This is a genomic window from Micromonospora fluostatini (assembly GCF_050410825.1).
Taxonomy (GTDB): domain Bacteria; phylum Actinomycetota; class Actinomycetes; order Mycobacteriales; family Micromonosporaceae; genus Micromonospora; species Micromonospora rosaria.
Genome location: NZ_CP191251.1, coordinates 2,376,907 through 2,392,597, shown reverse-complemented (window position 1 = coordinate 2,392,597; position 15,691 = coordinate 2,376,907). Strand labels below are relative to the sequence as shown.

General features: G+C 73.7%; 12 protein-coding genes and 1 riboswitch. Of the genes, 7 read left to right on the top strand and 5 right to left on the bottom strand.

Annotated features, from left to right (window positions below; all coding sequences use genetic code 11):
- Positions 1-22: 22 nt before the first annotated feature.
- Both ACQUFX_RS10255 and ACQUFX_RS10250 read right to left on the bottom strand, forming a co-directional pair.
- Entirely contained in the window at positions 23-1,801 is a 1,779-nt protein-coding gene (locus tag ACQUFX_RS10255) for a vWA domain-containing protein (RefSeq protein ID WP_428965767.1), read from the bottom strand.
- An 84-nt stretch (positions 1,802-1,885) separates the two neighbouring features.
- A complete protein-coding gene (locus ACQUFX_RS10250) occupies positions 1,886-3,109 on the bottom strand; it encodes a serine/threonine-protein kinase (RefSeq protein WP_428965766.1) in 1,224 nt (407 codons plus the stop codon).
- Between the two features lie 551 nt (positions 3,110-3,660).
- On the opposite strand from ACQUFX_RS10250, the gene ACQUFX_RS10245 reads away from it, so the two are divergent.
- Positions 3,661-4,008 carry a PadR family transcriptional regulator gene (locus tag ACQUFX_RS10245; protein ID WP_428965765.1) on the top strand — a complete coding sequence of 116 codons (348 nt, stop codon included), beginning with the start codon at positions 3,661-3,663 and terminating at the stop codon, positions 4,006-4,008.
- The gene (locus ACQUFX_RS10240) at positions 4,005-5,033 is read left to right on the top strand and encodes a hypothetical protein (RefSeq protein WP_428965764.1); all 1,029 of its coding nucleotides are present in this window, start codon (positions 4,005-4,007) and stop codon (positions 5,031-5,033) included. The genes ACQUFX_RS10245 and ACQUFX_RS10240 overlap by 4 nt, the downstream gene beginning before the upstream one ends.
- A gap of 76 nt (positions 5,034-5,109) precedes the next feature.
- Here ACQUFX_RS10240 and ACQUFX_RS10235 read toward each other — a convergent pair whose 3' ends face one another.
- The gene (locus tag ACQUFX_RS10235) at positions 5,110-6,408 is read right to left on the bottom strand and encodes an MFS transporter (protein ID WP_428965763.1); all 1,299 of its coding nucleotides are present in this window, start codon (positions 6,406-6,408) and stop codon (positions 5,110-5,112) included.
- Positions 6,409-6,853: 445 nt separating this feature from the next.
- On the opposite strand from ACQUFX_RS10235, the gene ACQUFX_RS10230 reads away from it, so the two are divergent.
- From ACQUFX_RS10230 to ACQUFX_RS10210, 5 genes are all read left to right on the top strand, one after another.
- Positions 6,854-9,202, top strand: a complete 2,349-nt coding sequence (locus ACQUFX_RS10230) for a low temperature requirement protein A (protein ID WP_428966925.1) — start codon at positions 6,854-6,856, stop codon at positions 9,200-9,202.
- Positions 9,203-9,238: 36 nt separating this feature from the next.
- Positions 9,239-9,421, top strand: a riboswitch (cobalamin riboswitch).
- A gap of 41 nt (positions 9,422-9,462) precedes the next feature.
- Entirely contained in the window at positions 9,463-10,437 is a 975-nt protein-coding gene (locus ACQUFX_RS10225) for an ABC transporter substrate-binding protein (RefSeq protein ID WP_428965762.1), read from the top strand.
- Between the two features lie 38 nt (positions 10,438-10,475).
- On the top strand, positions 10,476-11,498 hold the full coding sequence (locus ACQUFX_RS10220) for a FecCD family ABC transporter permease (RefSeq protein ID WP_428965761.1): 1,023 nt from the start codon (positions 10,476-10,478) through the stop codon (positions 11,496-11,498).
- Positions 11,498-12,259: an ABC transporter ATP-binding protein gene (locus ACQUFX_RS10215; RefSeq protein WP_428965760.1), complete on the top strand. Its 762-nt coding sequence runs from the start codon at positions 11,498-11,500 to the stop codon at positions 12,257-12,259. Before ACQUFX_RS10220 ends, ACQUFX_RS10215 begins: the two co-directional genes overlap by 1 nt.
- Positions 12,256-12,957, top strand: a complete 702-nt coding sequence (locus ACQUFX_RS10210; RefSeq protein ID WP_428965759.1) for a (2Fe-2S) ferredoxin domain-containing protein — start codon at positions 12,256-12,258, stop codon at positions 12,955-12,957. The genes ACQUFX_RS10215 and ACQUFX_RS10210 overlap by 4 nt, the downstream gene beginning before the upstream one ends.
- 182 nt (positions 12,958-13,139) lie before the next feature.
- Here ACQUFX_RS10210 and ACQUFX_RS10205 read toward each other — a convergent pair whose 3' ends face one another.
- Entirely contained in the window at positions 13,140-14,171 is a 1,032-nt protein-coding gene (locus tag ACQUFX_RS10205; RefSeq protein ID WP_428965758.1) for a hemolysin family protein, read from the bottom strand.
- Positions 14,168-15,520, bottom strand: a complete 1,353-nt coding sequence (locus ACQUFX_RS10200; RefSeq protein ID WP_428965757.1) for a hemolysin family protein — start codon at positions 15,518-15,520, stop codon at positions 14,168-14,170. Before ACQUFX_RS10200 ends, ACQUFX_RS10205 begins: the two co-directional genes overlap by 4 nt.
- Between the last annotated feature and the right edge of the window lie 171 nt (positions 15,521-15,691).

The following is a 15,691-nucleotide window of genomic DNA, read 5'->3' as shown; positions in this document are numbered from 1 at the left end:
GGCCCGTCGTGGCGCGGCACCGTCAGAAACTGCTGACCAGCTTGACGAACGCCTCGTCGATCGTCGCGGGGTCGGTGGCGTCGAACGCCTTGCCCGCCGACGCCTTGGCGATCCGGTCGAGGGTGGGGAAGTCCGAGTCCTGGTCGAAGGCGATGCAGAACACCTTCACCGGGCGTTGCGGGTCCAGTTCGACGTCGGCGAGCAGCCGGGCCAGGTCGTTGTCCTTGCTGTACTCGTTCTTGCCGTCGGTCAGCACGACCACGGCGTTGATGCGTTCGGGGTCGTACCGGTCGACCAGGTGCCGGTGCGCGGCCCGGACGGTCGTGTAGAGGGCGGTGCCCCCCTCCACGTGCAGCCCCTCGATGCGGCTGGTGATCCGTTTCTGGTCGAAGTCGCCGAGCCGGACCTCCTCCCGGTACGGCCGCGGCGCCCGCCCCGGGTCGTCCGACGAGAACGACCAGAGGCCGACCCGGTCCTCCGAGTTGAGCAACGCGAGGCCCTTGCCCGCCGCCGTGGCGGCGACCTGGAACCGGGTACGGTCACCGACCGCCGCCTCCATCGACCCGGACGTGTCGAGGGCGATCAGCACGTTGGCCTTCTTCCGCAGCGTGCTCCACCCGTCCAACATCGCCTCGACCACCTGCGGCTCCGGCGGGGAGAAGTAGGTGAGCCCGCCCGGCGGCTCGGTGCCGACGCTGTCCAGCAGCTCCGCCGAGGCCCGGTGCTCGTGGTCGCGGAAGCCGAGACGGGTGAAGCTCTCCTGCTGGGCGTCCTCGGTCAGGAAGTCCAGGAAGTCGGCCGCCGCCGCGCGCTGCCGCTCGTCGGCGGAGGGGAGCACCACGAACGGATGGTCCAGGTTGAACGTGCCCTCCTTCGGGTGCACGGCGACCAGGGGCACGGTCGGCCGGCGGCCCTGCTGACCGTCCGTCCTCGGGCTCAGCTCGCCCTCGTTGTAGAGGTGGACCAGTTCCTCCTGCAGGACGATGGCGCTCATGTCGCTCGTGCCGCCGGCCAGGTCGACCTCGGCGAGGTCGCGCAGCAGGTCCACCGAGTCGTCGCTGTAGTGCGACACGTTGGCCTCGATGCGCCGGACGAACTGGGTCACCGCCGGGTTGGCCAGGTCGGCGCGGGTCAGGTCGCTGGCGCGCTCGATGGCGGCGTAGTAGGTCGCGATGGTCGCGGCCAGCCCGGAGGTGGACAGGTTGGGGTTGTCCTTGCCGAAGGTGAAGCGCCCCCACTCCGGCTTGCCGAAGCTCTTCCAGCCCTCGCGGCCGGAGAGGCCGAGCAGGTCGCCCCAGCCCAGGGGCCCGCGCTGGCGGACGACGTCGGCCTTGGGCTGCGGCATGGCGATCACCAGCGGGCTGTTCGCGATCGACGGGTACCGGTCCGGGGTCTGCGGCGTCCGTCCGGCGGCCCGGTCGAGCAGGTGGAGCTGACCGGTCCACAGGCTGGACGTCGGCAACCAGACCTGCGGCGGCGGCAGGCCGGTGCCGCGCCAGTCGGTGGCCAGGGCCTCGGCCGCCCGGCCCGAGTTCAACGCGCTGACGTGGACCGTGGCGCAGCCGCCGCCGGGCAGCGGCCGGGCGCTGGCGCTGTACCGCTGGGCCAACCCGACCAGCAGTTCCGCCTTCTCCGTCGAGGAGTTGACCTCCAGGGTCACGGTGCAGGACGCCCGGGACTGGTCGGTGTCGGCCGCCCGCTGCTCGACGAGGACGAACGCTCCGGCGATGACCACCAGCCCGGCGCTGACGGCCGCCGTGTACGGCAGCCACCGTCGCGGACCCGTCGGGGTTGCGGCCATGCGGGAGCCTCCTTGGTGGTCGACCGGTGGCAGTCAACCTATCGGTCGCCCGCCACCCGGTCGATCGGTCCCACGGACCGTCGGCTAGGTCCGGTGGGAGCGACCGCCGAGCGCCACGGCGAGCAGCAGCCGGACCAGGTACACCACGACGAAGGTCGCCGCGCCGGCCGCGGCGGCGTCACCGACCAGGCCCGAGGCGACGTAACCGGCGGCGGCGCCGACCGACCCGAGGAAGATCGCCGTCGAGACGCCCCAGGCGTCGGTGGACTCCCGGCGCAGCCGCCGCCCCCAGCCGTCGTCGGTGGCGACGGGCCGGTCCTGCGCGGCGGCGGGCGCCGGTGGGGCGTCCTGCCCGCCGGTACGGGCCTGCACCGGGATCGTCGGCGTGGGGATCGGCAACGGCTGGTCCGGTGTCGGCGCTCCGGCGGTCTCGTGCCCCACCTCGAGCATGACCTCCCGCCGGTGCGGGCCGACGGCCGTGGCGTCCTGCCCGAGCAGCCGCATCAGCACGTGCTCGGCCTCCGGCCGGTCCGCCGGGTCCTTGGCCAGGCACTGACGCACGAGATCGTCGAGGTCGGGCGGGAGCGGTGGCAGGTCGGGCGGCTCGTTCACCACCCGGTGCATCACCGCGAACAGGGAGTCGTTGCCGAACGGGGGCCGACCGCCGGCGGCGAAGGCGATCGTCGCGGCCCACGCGAAGACGTCGCAGGCCGGGCCGACGCCGTCGTTGCGGAACCGTTCCGGCGCCATGTACGCGGTGGTCCCCACCACCTGGCTGGTCACCGTCTCGGTGACGCCCACCGCGCGGGCGATGCCGAAGTCGATCACCCGTGGGCCGTCGCGGCCGAGGACCACGTTGTCCGGCTTCAGGTCGCAGTGCACCACGTGCGAGCGGTGGATCGCCGCGAGCGCGGTGGCGGTGCCGATGGCGAGCCGGTGCAGCGCGTTACCGGTCACCGGGCCCTGCTCGCGGACGTGGCGGAACAGGGTGGGGCCCTCGATGAACTCGCTGACCACGTACGGCCGCTCGCCGTCCACGTCGGCGAAGAGCACCTGCGCGGTGCAGAACGGGGCGACCCGGCGGGCCGCGGCGATCTCCTTCATGAACTGCGACCGGGCCCGGGGGTCCCGCAGGTCGATGTTGATCATCTTGACCGCGACCCGGTCGCCCTGCTCGTCCTCGCCGAGGTACACCACGCCCTGGCCGCCGGCGCCCAGCCGGCCGAGCAGGCGGTACGGACCGGCGGTGGGCGGATCGTGCGCCCACAGCGGGGCGAGCCCCGGCGGGCCACCGGCCAGTCCTGTCATCCCGACCCCATCAGCGTCTGTCCCACTCGGCGGAGCACACCGGTCATCGTGCCATGCCCCGTCAGGTCCACGGAGTCCGTCCGACCGGTGCCCGTGTCCGGGCGACCGGCCGCAGGACACGCCCGCTGCGTCGGTTGTCGCGTCGACAGGCGCGTTGCCGATCGGCTCGATGCGGGCCGCCGGGGCGCCCGGATCGTCGGTCAGCCCGCCAAATCGTCGGTCCCGGGCACCTCGGCAGGGGCGCTGCCCGCATGTGGCGGCGGGGTCGCCGGCTGCGGCTCGGACCGGGCCTGCCGTGGCGACCGGGACAGGGTGACGCGACCGTGGTAGCCGGGGCCCAGGACGATGGCCGGCCGGTAAGCGGGTGGGGTGCCGACGGCACTGCTCCACGCCGCCGGTATCGGGGGAGCGAAGTCCGGTCCGCCCAGGTCTGCGGCGTCCGCCGCGTCTCCGTCACCCATGGTCACACCTCTCTGTCGCGCCCCGAGCGCGACACCCCTCGACTGGGATCCCAGCCAACACGATATCTTGTCTTCCATTATATTGGACGGATGAGTGCTCGGGCGATGACCGAACCGGCCTTCTTCATCCTCACCGTGCTGCTCGACGCGCCTCGCCACGGCTACGGCATCGTGGCGGAGGTGGCAGAGCTGTCGCGGGGGCGGGTGCAGCTGAAGATCGGCTCCCTGTACGGGGCCCTGGACCGGCTCGTCGGTGACGGTCTGGTCGAACTGGATCGCGAGGAGGCCTGGCAAGGGCGACTACGCCGGTACTACCGGTTGACCGAGCGGGGCCGCGACGCCCTCGCCACAGAGGCGCAACGGCTGGCCGCCAACGCGCGGATCGCCTCCACCCGGTTGCGCCGGCACCCGGACCCGATCGGGGGGACGTCGTCGTGAGCCGGCTGGAGAAGCGCTACCGACTGCTGCTCCGCCTGCTTCCCGCCGCCTACCGGCAGGAGTGGGAAGACGACATGGTCACCGCCTTCCTGGACAGCATGGAAACCGGCGACCCCGACACCACCGAGTACGTCGCCGAGCATGGCCGGCCGGGCCTGTCGGAGATCGCCAGCATCCTGTCCCTCGCCGTGCGGTTACGGCTCGGTGGGCCCGACGCGCCACCCCGTTCGTTCGCGTGGGGACAGGCCGTGCGTCTGTCGGTCCTGATGGCGATGCTGACCCACGCCGTCACGGTCACCGTCAGCATCGCCGTACCGCTGTGGCTGTCCGGGAAGATGGCCTGGTTGCCCGCCCCCACGGCCGAGTGGGTACTCGCCCCGCCCCGGAACACCTGGCACACCGTGTGGGGCCTCGCCGGCTACGCCTGGCTGCCGGCCTACCTCGCGCTCGTCCTCGGACACCGGCGCGTGGCCCAGGCGGTCGCCCTGCTCGCCGTGGTGCCGCCCGCCGTCACGACCGTCGTGCAGCAGTTCGCCGGTGACGTACCCCCGTCGGTGACGCCCTGGGCGATGCGACTCGTCGACGTCCTCCTGCTGCTGGCCATGTCGGCCTTCCACCACGGTGCCCCACCGGTGCCGCGCCGTCCCTGGCTGCTTGCGCTGCCGGTCGGCATCCTCCTCGCCGTGCCGCTGTTCACCCTTCAGGCGACCACGCCGGCGCTGAGTGTGCTGGACTGGCCGGGCCTGTCCTGCGCCACGGTCACCGCCGCCATGCTGGTCCACCTGGCCGTGCGGGGGCGCGGTCACCCGGCCCGCACCCTGCCGTGGTCCCTGGCGCTCCTCCTGCTCGCGGTGACCGCGTTCGTCGTCCGGACCGCGACCCTGCCCGACCATCTCGGCCAGGTCCACCGCAGCACCCTCACCGCGATCGCGTCCGTCGAGGTGCTCGTCGTCCTCGCGGTCGGCGTACCGCTCGCCGTGCTCGCGCTCCGCGCACTGCGCCGGCTGCCCACTGTGCCACGCTGACCACGTCCGGGTGGGCCGGGCCCGAAACCCGCCCCACCCGCCCGGCGGACCCGGGCCGGGACCACGATCACCGGCGCTAACGCCCTGCGGGTGCCCGGCGCGCCACGAGGCTGGCGGCGAGCAGCCCCAGGGCGAGGACCTGGGTGGCGCCGAGGACGGCGATCAGGGCGGGCAGCGAGCGGCTGTACAACGCTCCCGCCAGAGCCCCGCCGGCCAGGGCCGCGACGCCCTGGACGGCGGCGAAGACGCCGTAGGCGGTGGCGCGGCGGGCGGCCGGGACGAGGTCGGCCACGAGGGCCTTGACCGTGGAGTCCTGCACCCCGACCGCCGCACCCCACAGGAGGGTGCCGACCACGATCGCGCCGACGCTGCCGGAGAGCGCCAGGGCCGGCACGGCGGCCCCCAGCACGGGCAGGGCGAACAGCACCCGGGCGTGCCAGCGGTCGTACAGGTGACCGCTGGCCAGGGCGGCCACGGCGGCGGCGGCCATCGCGGCGGCGTACAGCAGCGGGATCCCGGCGGTGGCCAGCACACCGGTCCGCGTGGCGTGGAACGAGATGATCCCGAAGGTCACCAGCCCGGCGGTGGCGGCTCCCGCCGCCGCGGCGAACAGGAAGAAGCGACGGGGCAGGTCGGCACCGATCCAGCGGCGCGCGGCGGTCGACGGTGGGCCGGTGGCGGGACCGGCGGAGGCGGCGGGGGCCGGGGCTTCGCGGTCGAAGACGGCCGGCTGGGGCACCCGCCGGCGGATCCACAGCAGCAGCCCGACGGCCAGCGCCCCCGGCACCGCCAGGACGGCCAGCGCCGGCCAGATCAGGCCGGTGGCCGCGATGACGGCCGCGACCAGCAGCGGCCCGGTGAAGGCGCCGAGCTGGTCCAGGGCCTTGTGCACCGCGAAGCCGCGCCCCCGGCCGACGGCTCCGGCGGCCTGGGCCAGCAACGCCGACTTGGCCGGGCTGCGCACGGCCTTGCCGGCGCGCTCGGCCAGGATCAGCGCGGCGGCGACCAGCAGGCCGGCGCCGCCGAGGAAGGGCGCCACGGCGAGGAGCGGCACACAGACGGCGGTCACCGCGTACCCGGCCAGCGTCAGGGACCAGTACCGGCCGGTACGGTCGGCCAGCGGCCCGAAGGCCAGGCGCAGCAGCAGGGCCATGGCCTCCCCGGCACCGGCCACCAGGCCCACGACCAGGGCCGAGGCGCCCAGCGCGCCCAGCAGCGGCCCCGTGATCGACCGCGCGCCCTCGTAGACCATGTCGGCGGCCAGGCTGACCATCCCGAAGCCGACCACGACCCGCCACGCGGACCACCTCGGAGCCGGCGGCCCGGCCGACACCGGCACGACGGGCTCGGCCGGGCCCGTGGACACCTTCGACATGCGCGCTCCTCGCTCCCGCCGGGCGCACCGCCGACCGGGTGCGGCGGTGTGCTCAGCGATTCTCGCGGAGCAACGCGTCGATGTCGTCGGCGACCCCGTCGGGACGTTCGCCGTGGCCGGGTGAGCAGTGGCGTTACTGCTACGTCGACGCGACCCTGGTCCGGGAGCCGATCGGGTCGACCCGCCCGTGACACCGCCCGCCTGAGGGCCCGGTGCCCCGACCCGGTGGGCCGACCACGGCCCGGTCGCCCCACCGGGGAGGAGCCCGGTACCCGTGGGTGTGGTGCCGCCGGTCGGCCGCCTCCGCTCCGGCGAACCGCCTGCGGCCGGCGGTGGTGCTTGCCAGAGTGAACAGGTGTCCGACGACGGCCCACGTCCGCATCCGAGTGCCGGCGGTGTCCGGCCGGTGGGCCGGGACCCCGGTGCCGAGGGTGACGTGAGCTGGATGGAGCTCTTCGTCGACCTGTTCTTCGTGTTCGCCTTCCTGAAGGTGGCCACGCTGATGTCGGCCGACCTGAGCGTCCTCGGCACGATCCGCGGGGTCCTGGTGATCCTGCTGCTGTGGCACTGCTGGACGTCCTGCGCCTGGCTCGGCAACGTCCTGCACGCCGACCGGGGCGGCATGCCGCTGCTGATGACCGGGGTGGCGACCGCGGTGCTGGTGATCGGGGTCGCCGTACCGGAGACGTTCGCCGACGTGCCCGGCAACCTGTCCGGTCCGGTCGTGGTGGTCGGCGGCTACCTCCTGATCCGGTTCTGCGTCCTGGCGGTGCTCACCTACCACCAGCGCGGCGGCGCGGCCGGCCGGCGGCGGACCGTGCTGGTGTGGCTGGCCTTCCTCGCGGCCGGGGCGATGCTGCTCGTCGCCGCGCTGCTCCCACCGAGCCTGCCCGAGCGGGTCGACGGGAACCTCGTCCGGGTCGTCCTGTTCGCCGGCGCGCTCGGCGTCGACTTCGTCATCTTCGCCGGGGTCGGCCGGGGCACCTGGCAGATCGTGTCGCCGTGGCACCTGGCCGAACGGCATGCCGTGATCATCCTGGTGGCGCTCGGCGAGACGATCATCTCGATCGGGGCGAGCCGGGGGGTCGGCGTGGACAAGCCGGTCACCTGGGACGTTGCCGCCGCCGCCACCCTGGGCATGATCATCGTGTCCGGGCTGTGGTGGACCTACTTCGACCTGGCGAAGATGCTCGCCGAACACGGGCTGTGGCGGACCCGGGGCGCGGCCCGGACCCGGCTGGCGCGCGACGCCTACCTCGGACTGCACCTGCCCATGATCGCCGGTCTGATCATCTTCGCCCTCGGGCTGAAACACGCCGTCGCCGTCGCGGTGGGGGAGGCCGACCGCCTCTGGGACGACACGAGCGTCCTGACCCTTTTCGGGGGGGTGCTGCTCTACCTGCTCGCGCTGGTCGCCTTCGAGTGGCGGACGGCACGGCTCATCGGCCGCAGCCCGCTGACCGGCATCGGGCTGCTCCTGGCCCTGTTTCCGCTGGCCGCCGGCGCCCCCGCCGTGGGCGCGCTGGCGTTGCTCGCCGTCGGGGTCGCCGCGATGGCGGTCGCCGACCGGACGATCTTCCGCCGCCGGCACGAGGCGCTGCACCACCTGGTCGAGCCCGAGGCGGCCCGACTCGGTGGGGTCTCTCCCCGGGAACTCTTCGTCGACCTGGTGTTCGTCTTCGCGTTCATCCAGGTGACGCTGCTGATGACCCGGCACCCGTCGCTGCTCGGCATCGTCCGGGGCCTGACCCTGCTCGCCCTGCTCTGGTGGGCGTGGATCTCGTACTCCTGGCTGGCCAACATCGTCCGCACCGAGACCGCCCTGGTCCGGTTCAGCACCATCGGGACCGCCACGGCGATCCTCGTGCTCGGGTTCGCCATCCCCCAGGCCTTCGGTCCCGACCGGGGTGGCCTGCACGGCTCCTCGCTCATCGTGGTGTGTTACGTCGCCGGGCAGGCCATCCAGGGCGTGCTGCTCTGGCAGGTGTCCCGCACGAACGCCGTGCTGCGCTCCGTCGCGCGCCGGGTCGTCCTGCCCTCCGGCGCCGCGCTCGTGATCCTGGCGAGCATCATGGCCCTGGAGGTGGCGACGCCCGTGGTGGTCTCCGGCAGCCTGGGCGTCACCCTGCTGTGGGTCGCGGCCCTGCTCGTGCAGTACGTCGGCGCCTACTGGTGGGGCGGCGACACCTGGCGGGTGCAGTCGGTGCGGCACTGGGTCGACCGGTACGCGCTCATCATGCTCATCGCCTTCGGCGAGGCCATCATCTCCGTGGGCCTCGCCGCGAGCGGGCGGCCGGTCTCGGTCACCGTCCTGGCGCTCGTCGTGGTGGGGGCGCTGGCCATCGGGACGCTGTGGTGGGCGTACTTCACCACCATCGACGCCGCGCGACTGGCCCTGAAGGCCCGGACCGGCCGGGCGCGGACGCTGCTCGCCCGGGACGCCTTCACGTACCTGCACCTGCCCATGGTCGCCGGGGTGATGCTGGTCGCCTTCAGCCTGCGCCAGATCCTGGTGCCGGGGCGGACCGTCAACGTCTACGGGCACTACGCCCTCTACCTGGGCGTGGCGCTGTACCTGGCCGCCAACCAGTGGTACTGGTGGCGGATGTGGCACGTGCTGAGCTGGCACCGGGTGCTCGGCGCGTTCGTCGTCGCCGCGCTGGCCCCACTCACCCTCCTGCTGCCCCCGGTCTGGCCCCTCGTCCTGCTCACCGGGCTCGGCGTCGTCTTCGCCGCCCTGGAGGTGCTGCACGGCGGTGACCCCCGCACCCGCGAGCCCCGCCCGGCCGCCTGAGCCGCCGGCGGCGTTCCCGGGGAGGTGGGGCGGGAGGTAGGGTGTGGCCGCCGTGGTGTTCGGGAAGCCGGTGCGGTACCGGCGCGGCCCTCGCCACTGTGATCGGGAAGCCGACGGCCCTTGTCCTCCGTGGAGGTCACTGAGCGTTCACGCTCGGGAAGGCCGGCCGTCGGTGTGGTACCCGTCAGCCAGGAGACCGGCCACGGCACGTTCGACCCGTCCACGAGGTGCTGGAAGGCGGTCCCGCTGTGCGGATCCCCATGCTCTGGCGCGTTGCCGCGCCCCTGTCCGTTCTCGTCGTCCTGCTCGGTGGCTGCGCCGTCGACCAGGAGGCCCCCGCCGGCTCGGATTCCGCCGGGGCGGTCGTGACCAACTGCGGCACGCCGGTCGCGATCCCGGAGCCGCCCGCCCGGGTGGTGACGATGAACCAGCCCGCCACGGAGATCATGCTGGCCCTCGGCCTGCAGGACCGGATGGTCGGCACGGCGTACCTGGACGACGAGATCCTGCCCGCCTACGCCGCCGCGTACGCGCAGGTCCCGGTCCTGGCCGAGGAGTACCCGGCCCGGGAGAGGCTGCTCGAGGTCGAGCCGGACTTCGTCTACGCCTCCTTCGCCAGCGCGTTCGGTGCCGAGGGCGTCGGCGACCGCGAGAGTTGGCAGCACCTGGGCGTCGGCACGTACCTCTCACCGGCGGGCTGCCCGGCGGAGACCCGACCCGCGACGCTGCGGATCGACGACGTCTTCGGCGAGATCCGGGAGATCGCCGCGATCTTCGGGGTGACCGACCGTGCCGAGGCCCTCGTCGCCGAGCACCGGGCCCGGATCACGACGGCCGCCGCCGCCGCGCCAAGCGCCCGGGTGATGTGGTGGGACGGCGGCAGCGACGCCCCCAGCGTCGGCGCGTGCTGCGGCGCCCCGAACATGATCATGTCGGCGGCCGGGGTGACCAACGTCTTCGCCGACGTCACCGGCCGCTGGGCCGACACCAGTTGGGAGGTCGTCGCCGAGCGCGATCCCGACGTCATCGTGCTGGTCGACGCGCGCTGGGATCCCGCCGCGCGGAAGAAGACCTTCCTGGCCGGTCACACCACCCTGCGCAACCTGTCGGCGGTCCGGCAGCAGCGGTACGTGGTCATCCCCTTCTCCGCCACCTCCGCCGGCGTGCGCAACGTGCTCGGCGTGGAGGCCCTGACGCAGGGGTTGACCGCGTCGGCGGCCGGGGCCGGGAGCTGACCGCCGTCGTCCCACGGCCGGCCGCCACCCGTACCCCGGTGGTGCGGGCCGCCGGCCCGGCCGTGGTCCTGGTCGTCCTCACGGTGGGGCTGCTCGCCTCGGTCGGCGCGGCCGTCACGATCGGCCCGGCGGAGCTCTCCATCGGTACGGTGTGGCGGGTCGTCGCCGACCACCTCGGGCTGGCCCGGTCCGACGTGACGCCGCTGCGCGAGCACATCGTGTGGGACCTGCGCCTGCCCCGGGTGCTCGGCGCCGCGGCCGTCGGCGCCGGGCTCGCCACGGCGGGAGCGGTCATGCAGACCGTCACCCGCAACCCGCTGGCCGACCCGTACCTGCTGGGTGTCTCGTCGGGGGCGTCGCTCGGCGCGGTCCTGGTGATCGTGGCCGGGGTGGGCAGCGGCGTGGTCGCCGTGGGCGGCGGCGCCTTCGTCGGCGCGCTCACCGCCTTCGCGGCGGTGGTCGCGGTCGCGGGCCGCCGCGCGGCGCTCGCCCCGACCCGGGTGGTGCTGATGGGGGTGGCGGTGGCGCAGCTCTGCGCCGCGCTGACCTCCTTCGTGATCATCTGGGTGGGGGACCCGCACGCCACGCAGAGCATCACGTTCTGGCTGTCCGGCTCGCTGGCCCGGGCCGGCTGGGCGGAGCTGGCCTGGGCGGCGCCGGTGCTGGTGGTCGTCCTGGGGCTGATCGGCTGGCACGCCCGCGCGCTCGACGCCTTCGCCTTCGGCGAGGAGGCCGCGGCCACCCTCGGGGTGGACGTGACCCGGGTCCGGTGGCTGCTGCTGGTGGCCACCGCGCTGCTGACCGCCGTGCTGGTCGCGATGAGCGGGGCGATCGGGTTCGTCGGGCTGATCATGCCGCACGCCGCCCGCCTGCTGACCGGCCCGGACCACCGGCGGCTGCTGCCGGTCGTGGCGCTGGCCGGCGCGATCTTCCTGATCTGGGTGGACACCGCCGCGCGGACGCTGTTCGAGCCGCGCGAGCTGCCGGTCGGCGTGCTCACCGCGCTCCTCGGGGTGCCCGCCTTCGTGATCCTGCTGCGACGCCGGGAGGTACGGGGCTGATGCTGGACGTCTCCGGAGTGTCGTGGGCGGTGCCGGCCGCCCGCATCCTCGACCGGGTCACCTGCACGGCGCCGGCCGGCAGCCTGGTCGGGCTGCTCGGCCCCAACGGCTCCGGCAAGACCACCCTGCTGCGGGTGGTCGCCGGGCTGCTCCGCCCCACCAGCGGACAGGTGACCATCGACGGCGACGCCGTCGCGCGGCTGCGGCGGCTCGCCGTCGCCCGCCGGATCGCGCTGCTCGCCCAGCACGCCGAGACCGACCTGGACCTGACCGTGCTCGACGTGGTGCTGCTCGGTCGGATCCCGCACCGGCGGTCCCGTTGGTCGGACAGCGCCACCGAGCGGGCCAGGGCGGTCGAGGTGCTCGCCCACGTCGACCTGACCGGCTTCGAGCACCGCAAGTGGCAGACCCTCTCCGGTGGGGAACGGCAGCGCGTCCAGCTCGCCCGCGCGCTGGCCCAGGAGCCGGAGCTGCTGCTGCTCGACGAGCCCACCAACCACCTCGACATCGGCCACCAGTTGCAACTGCTGCACCTGGTCCGCCGGGCCGGGATCACCACCCTGGCCGCGCTGCACGACCTGAACCTGGCCGCCATGTTCTGCGACACCGTCGTGGTCCTGGACGCCGGCCGCGTCGTCGCCTCGGGGGCCCCGGGGCAGGTGCTCACCCCGCCCCTGCTCGCCGACGTGTTCGGCGTCGAGGCGGAGGTCGGGGTGCACGACGGCCGCACCGTGATCCACTACCGGCCGCCGGCCGCATGACCCGGCAGGTGCTCCTCGTGGCCCGGTCGGTGACCCACCACGGCGGCCACGACGCGGTCCACCGGCTCGCCGAGGCGGTCGCCGGGGCCCTCGGCGAGCCGGTGCGGGGCTGCTTCCTCGACGGCGCCGCGCCGTCGCTGCACGTCGCGCTCGACGCGGCGGCCGACGCGGACGAGGTGGTGCTGGTGCCGGCCCACCTGCCCCCCGACCGCTACCTGGACACCTGGCTCCGGCGCGCGGTGGCGCACTGGCGGCAGCACCGCGACCGGGCCCCCCGGATCGTGGTCACCGCGCCCCTGGCCGGGCAGCCCGCACTGGTCACCGCGGTCGTCGCCGCCGTCGCCGGTCCGCTCACCGAGCTGGCCGGCAACCCCGGTCCGTTCCGGAGCCCGGCCTGGTCCCGGATCACCCGCCACCGGCGGCACGTGCTCGTCTGCCGGGGGCCCCGCTGCACCGCGTACGGGGCCAACGAGGTGACGGCGGCGCTGGCCGACCGGCTGGCCGAGCACCGCCTCGGCGACGACGACGTGCTGGTCACCGCCACCGGCTGCCTGTTCCCGTGCGACCTCGGCCCGCTCGTCGTGGTGCACCCCGACGACGTCTGGTACGAACGGGTCGACCGGTCGACGGCGACCCGCATCGCCGACGAGCACCTGCGCGACGGCCGGCCCGTCGACGACCGGCCGCCCCGGGGCTGACCCGCCCGGGGCGCGGCCGGTGCCGGTGCCCCGGGGCCCCGTCCGGCCGGGCGGAGGCCGGGGGCCGGCGGGCGGAGCCGGGGGCCGGCGGGACGACCCCGGAGCCGATGGCAGACGGCCGCACCTGTCGTGGTCGACGACCACGACAGGTGCGGCCGTCGACCGCGCCGGGTACCCGCCGGTCAGCGGGTCGTGGCGTCCTGGACCTCGCCGACGAGTTCCTCGACGATGTCCTCCAGGAAGATGACGCCGGTGGTGCCCGCGTCGTCGAGGACCCGGGCCAGGTGCGCGCCCTTGCCCCGCATCGTCGCCAGCGCGTCCTCCAACTCGCTGTCCCGGCGGACGGTGGCCAGCCGGCGGACGCGTTTGGCCGGTACGGCGCTGGTGTAGGCGTCGCCGGACAGGTCCATCACGTCCTTGATGTGCAGGTACCCGCTCGGTTCACCGTTGTCGGTGAGCAGGTACCGGGAGAAGCCGTGCTCGGCGACGGCCCGCTGGATGTCGGCGGGGGTGACGGTCGCCGGCAGGACGACCAGGCCGTCGAGGGGCACCGCCACGTCGCCGACGGTCTTCGCGGTGAACTCGACGGCCGCGGTCAGCGTGCCCGAGCCGTCGACGAGCACCCCCTCGCGGGTCGACTGCGCCACGATGGTCGCCACCTCGTCCAGCGTGTAGGTGCTGGTGGCCTCGTCCTTCGGGGTCACCCGGAACAGCCGCAGGATCCCGTTGGCGACGCCGTTCAGGCTCCAGATGATCGGCTTGAAGATCCGGGCGACGACCACCAGCGGCGGAGCGAGAATCAGCGCCGCCCGGGTCGGCACCGAGAACGAGATGTTCTTCGGCACCATCTCACCGAACACCACGTGCAGGAACGTCACCAGCAGCAGCGCGACGACGAACGCCAGCACCGTGACCGCCTCGGGCGACAACGGGGTGTTCGCCAGCGGGATCTCCAGCAGGTGGTGGATCGCCGGCTCCGAGACGTTCAGGATGAGCAGCGAACACACCGTGATACCGAGCTGGCTGGTCGCCAGCATCAGGGTGGCGTGCTCCATCGCCCAGAGGGTGGTCTGGGCGGCGCGGCTGCCCGCCTGGGCCTTCGGCTCGATCTGGGAGCGGCGCGCGGAGATGACCGCGAACTCCGCGCCGACGAAGAACGCGTTGACGACCAGCAGGACGAAGAGCCAGATGATGCCTGGCAGGTACTCACTCACCGGACGCTCTCCTCCGTGCGGTCACCGATGGCGCGGTCGGCCCCGGCGGCGGCGGGCGCCTCGGTGGGCACGAACCGCAGCCGGTCGGCCTGGACGCCGTTGAGGTGTTCGACGCGCAGCACCCCGTCCTTGATCGGCACCTCGTCGCCGATCTCGGGGAACCGGTTGAGGCGGGCGGTGACGAACCCGGCGATCGTGTCGTAGTCGTCGTCCTCCGGGACGGTGATCTTGGCCCGCTCGAACAGTTCGTCCGGGCGCAGCGAGGCGTCGAAGGAGACCGACCGGCCACGGCGCACCAGGATGGTGCGGGCCCGGTCGTGCTCGTCCTCCAGGTCGCCGATGATCTCCTCGACCAGGTCCTCCAGGGTGACGATCCCGGCGGTGCCGCCGTGCTCGTCGTAGACGACCGCGAACTGCAGGCCCTCGCCGCGCAGCGTGGGCAGCAGCGCGTCCAGGTGCATCGTCTCCGGCACCCGGGACGGCTCCACGACGAGATCGCTCGCCCGGACCTCGCCGCGTTCCTGCAACGGGATGGCGAAGGCGTGCTTGACGTGCAGCACGCCGAGAATGTCGTCGACGTTGCGGCCGATGACCGGGAACCGGGACAGGCCGGTGGCGCTGGCCCGTTCGATGATCTCGGCGGCGGTCGTGGTGGCCTCCACCGCCGTCATCCGCACCCGGGGGGTCATCACGTCGGAGGCGTCCCGACCCGAGAACCGCAGGGTACGGTCCAGCAGCGTGGCGTGCTCGGGGTCGAGGACACCGGCGCGCGCCGAGTGCCGCAGCAGCGAGCTGAGCTCCTCGGCGCTGCGGGCACCGGACAGCTCCTCCTTCGGCTCGATGCCGAACGCCCGGATCACCGCGTTGGCGGTGTTGTTGAACAGCAGGATCACCGGCTTCAGGACGGTGGTGAACAGGGCCTGGAACGGCACCACGAACTTCGCCGTCTGCAGGGGCACCGCGAGGGCGAAGTTCTTCGGTACGAGCTCACCGATCACCATCGAGAAGAGCGTCGCCAGGAGGATGGCGAGGACCGAGCCGACCGCGGGGACGGCCCCCTCCGGTACGCCGGCCGCGCCCAGCGGACCGGCCAGCAGCGCGCTGACCGCCGGCTCGAAGGTGTACCCGGTCAGCAGGGTGGTCAGCGAGATGCCGAGCTGCGCGCTGGACAGGTGGGTCGAGGTGATCTTCAGTGCGGCGATCGTGGGACCGAGCCGCTTCTCGCCTCGGGACTGGCGCGCCTCGAGTTCCCCGCGGTCGAGGTTGACCAGCGCGAACTCGGAGGCGACGAACATGCCGGTGCCCACGGTGAGGAGCAACCCGATCCCCAGCATGACTACTTCATACATCGGTCAGCCCCTGTCGTGCGGTGGCCGCCGTACGGGCGGTCGGGACGACGAGGGGCCACGGACTGTCGTGCGGAAGATCATCCATAGTCCTGCAGAGAGTAGCCGTGCCCACTGAAAGCAAGCTGTGAGTGTGGGGGGTGGTGCGGCGGGTCGCCCGGCCCGGCCGAACAT

Excerpts from the sequence above, each read along its gene's own strand:
- ACQUFX_RS10255 (WP_428965767.1), bottom strand. The coding sequence starts at position 1,801 with ATGGCCGCAACCCCGACGGGTCCGCGACGGTGGCTGCCGTACACGGCG.
- ACQUFX_RS10225 (WP_428965762.1), top strand. The coding sequence starts at position 9,463 with ATGCTCTGGCGCGTTGCCGCGCCCCTGTCCGTTCTCGTCGTCCTGCTC.
- ACQUFX_RS10230 (WP_428966925.1), top strand. The coding sequence starts at position 6,854 with ATGGAGCTCTTCGTCGACCTGTTCTTCGTGTTCGCCTTCCTGAAGGTG.
- ACQUFX_RS10215 (WP_428965760.1), top strand. The coding sequence starts at position 11,498 with ATGCTGGACGTCTCCGGAGTGTCGTGGGCGGTGCCGGCCGCCCGCATC.
- ACQUFX_RS10200 (WP_428965757.1), bottom strand. The coding sequence starts at position 15,520 with ATGTATGAAGTAGTCATGCTGGGGATCGGGTTGCTCCTCACCGTGGGC.
- ACQUFX_RS10245 (WP_428965765.1), top strand. The coding sequence starts at position 3,661 with ATGAGTGCTCGGGCGATGACCGAACCGGCCTTCTTCATCCTCACCGTG.
- ACQUFX_RS10250 (WP_428965766.1), bottom strand. The coding sequence starts at position 3,109 with ATGACAGGACTGGCCGGTGGCCCGCCGGGGCTCGCCCCGCTGTGGGCG.
- ACQUFX_RS10235 (WP_428965763.1), bottom strand. The coding sequence starts at position 6,408 with ATGTCGAAGGTGTCCACGGGCCCGGCCGAGCCCGTCGTGCCGGTGTCG.
- ACQUFX_RS10210 (WP_428965759.1), top strand. The coding sequence starts at position 12,256 with ATGACCCGGCAGGTGCTCCTCGTGGCCCGGTCGGTGACCCACCACGGC.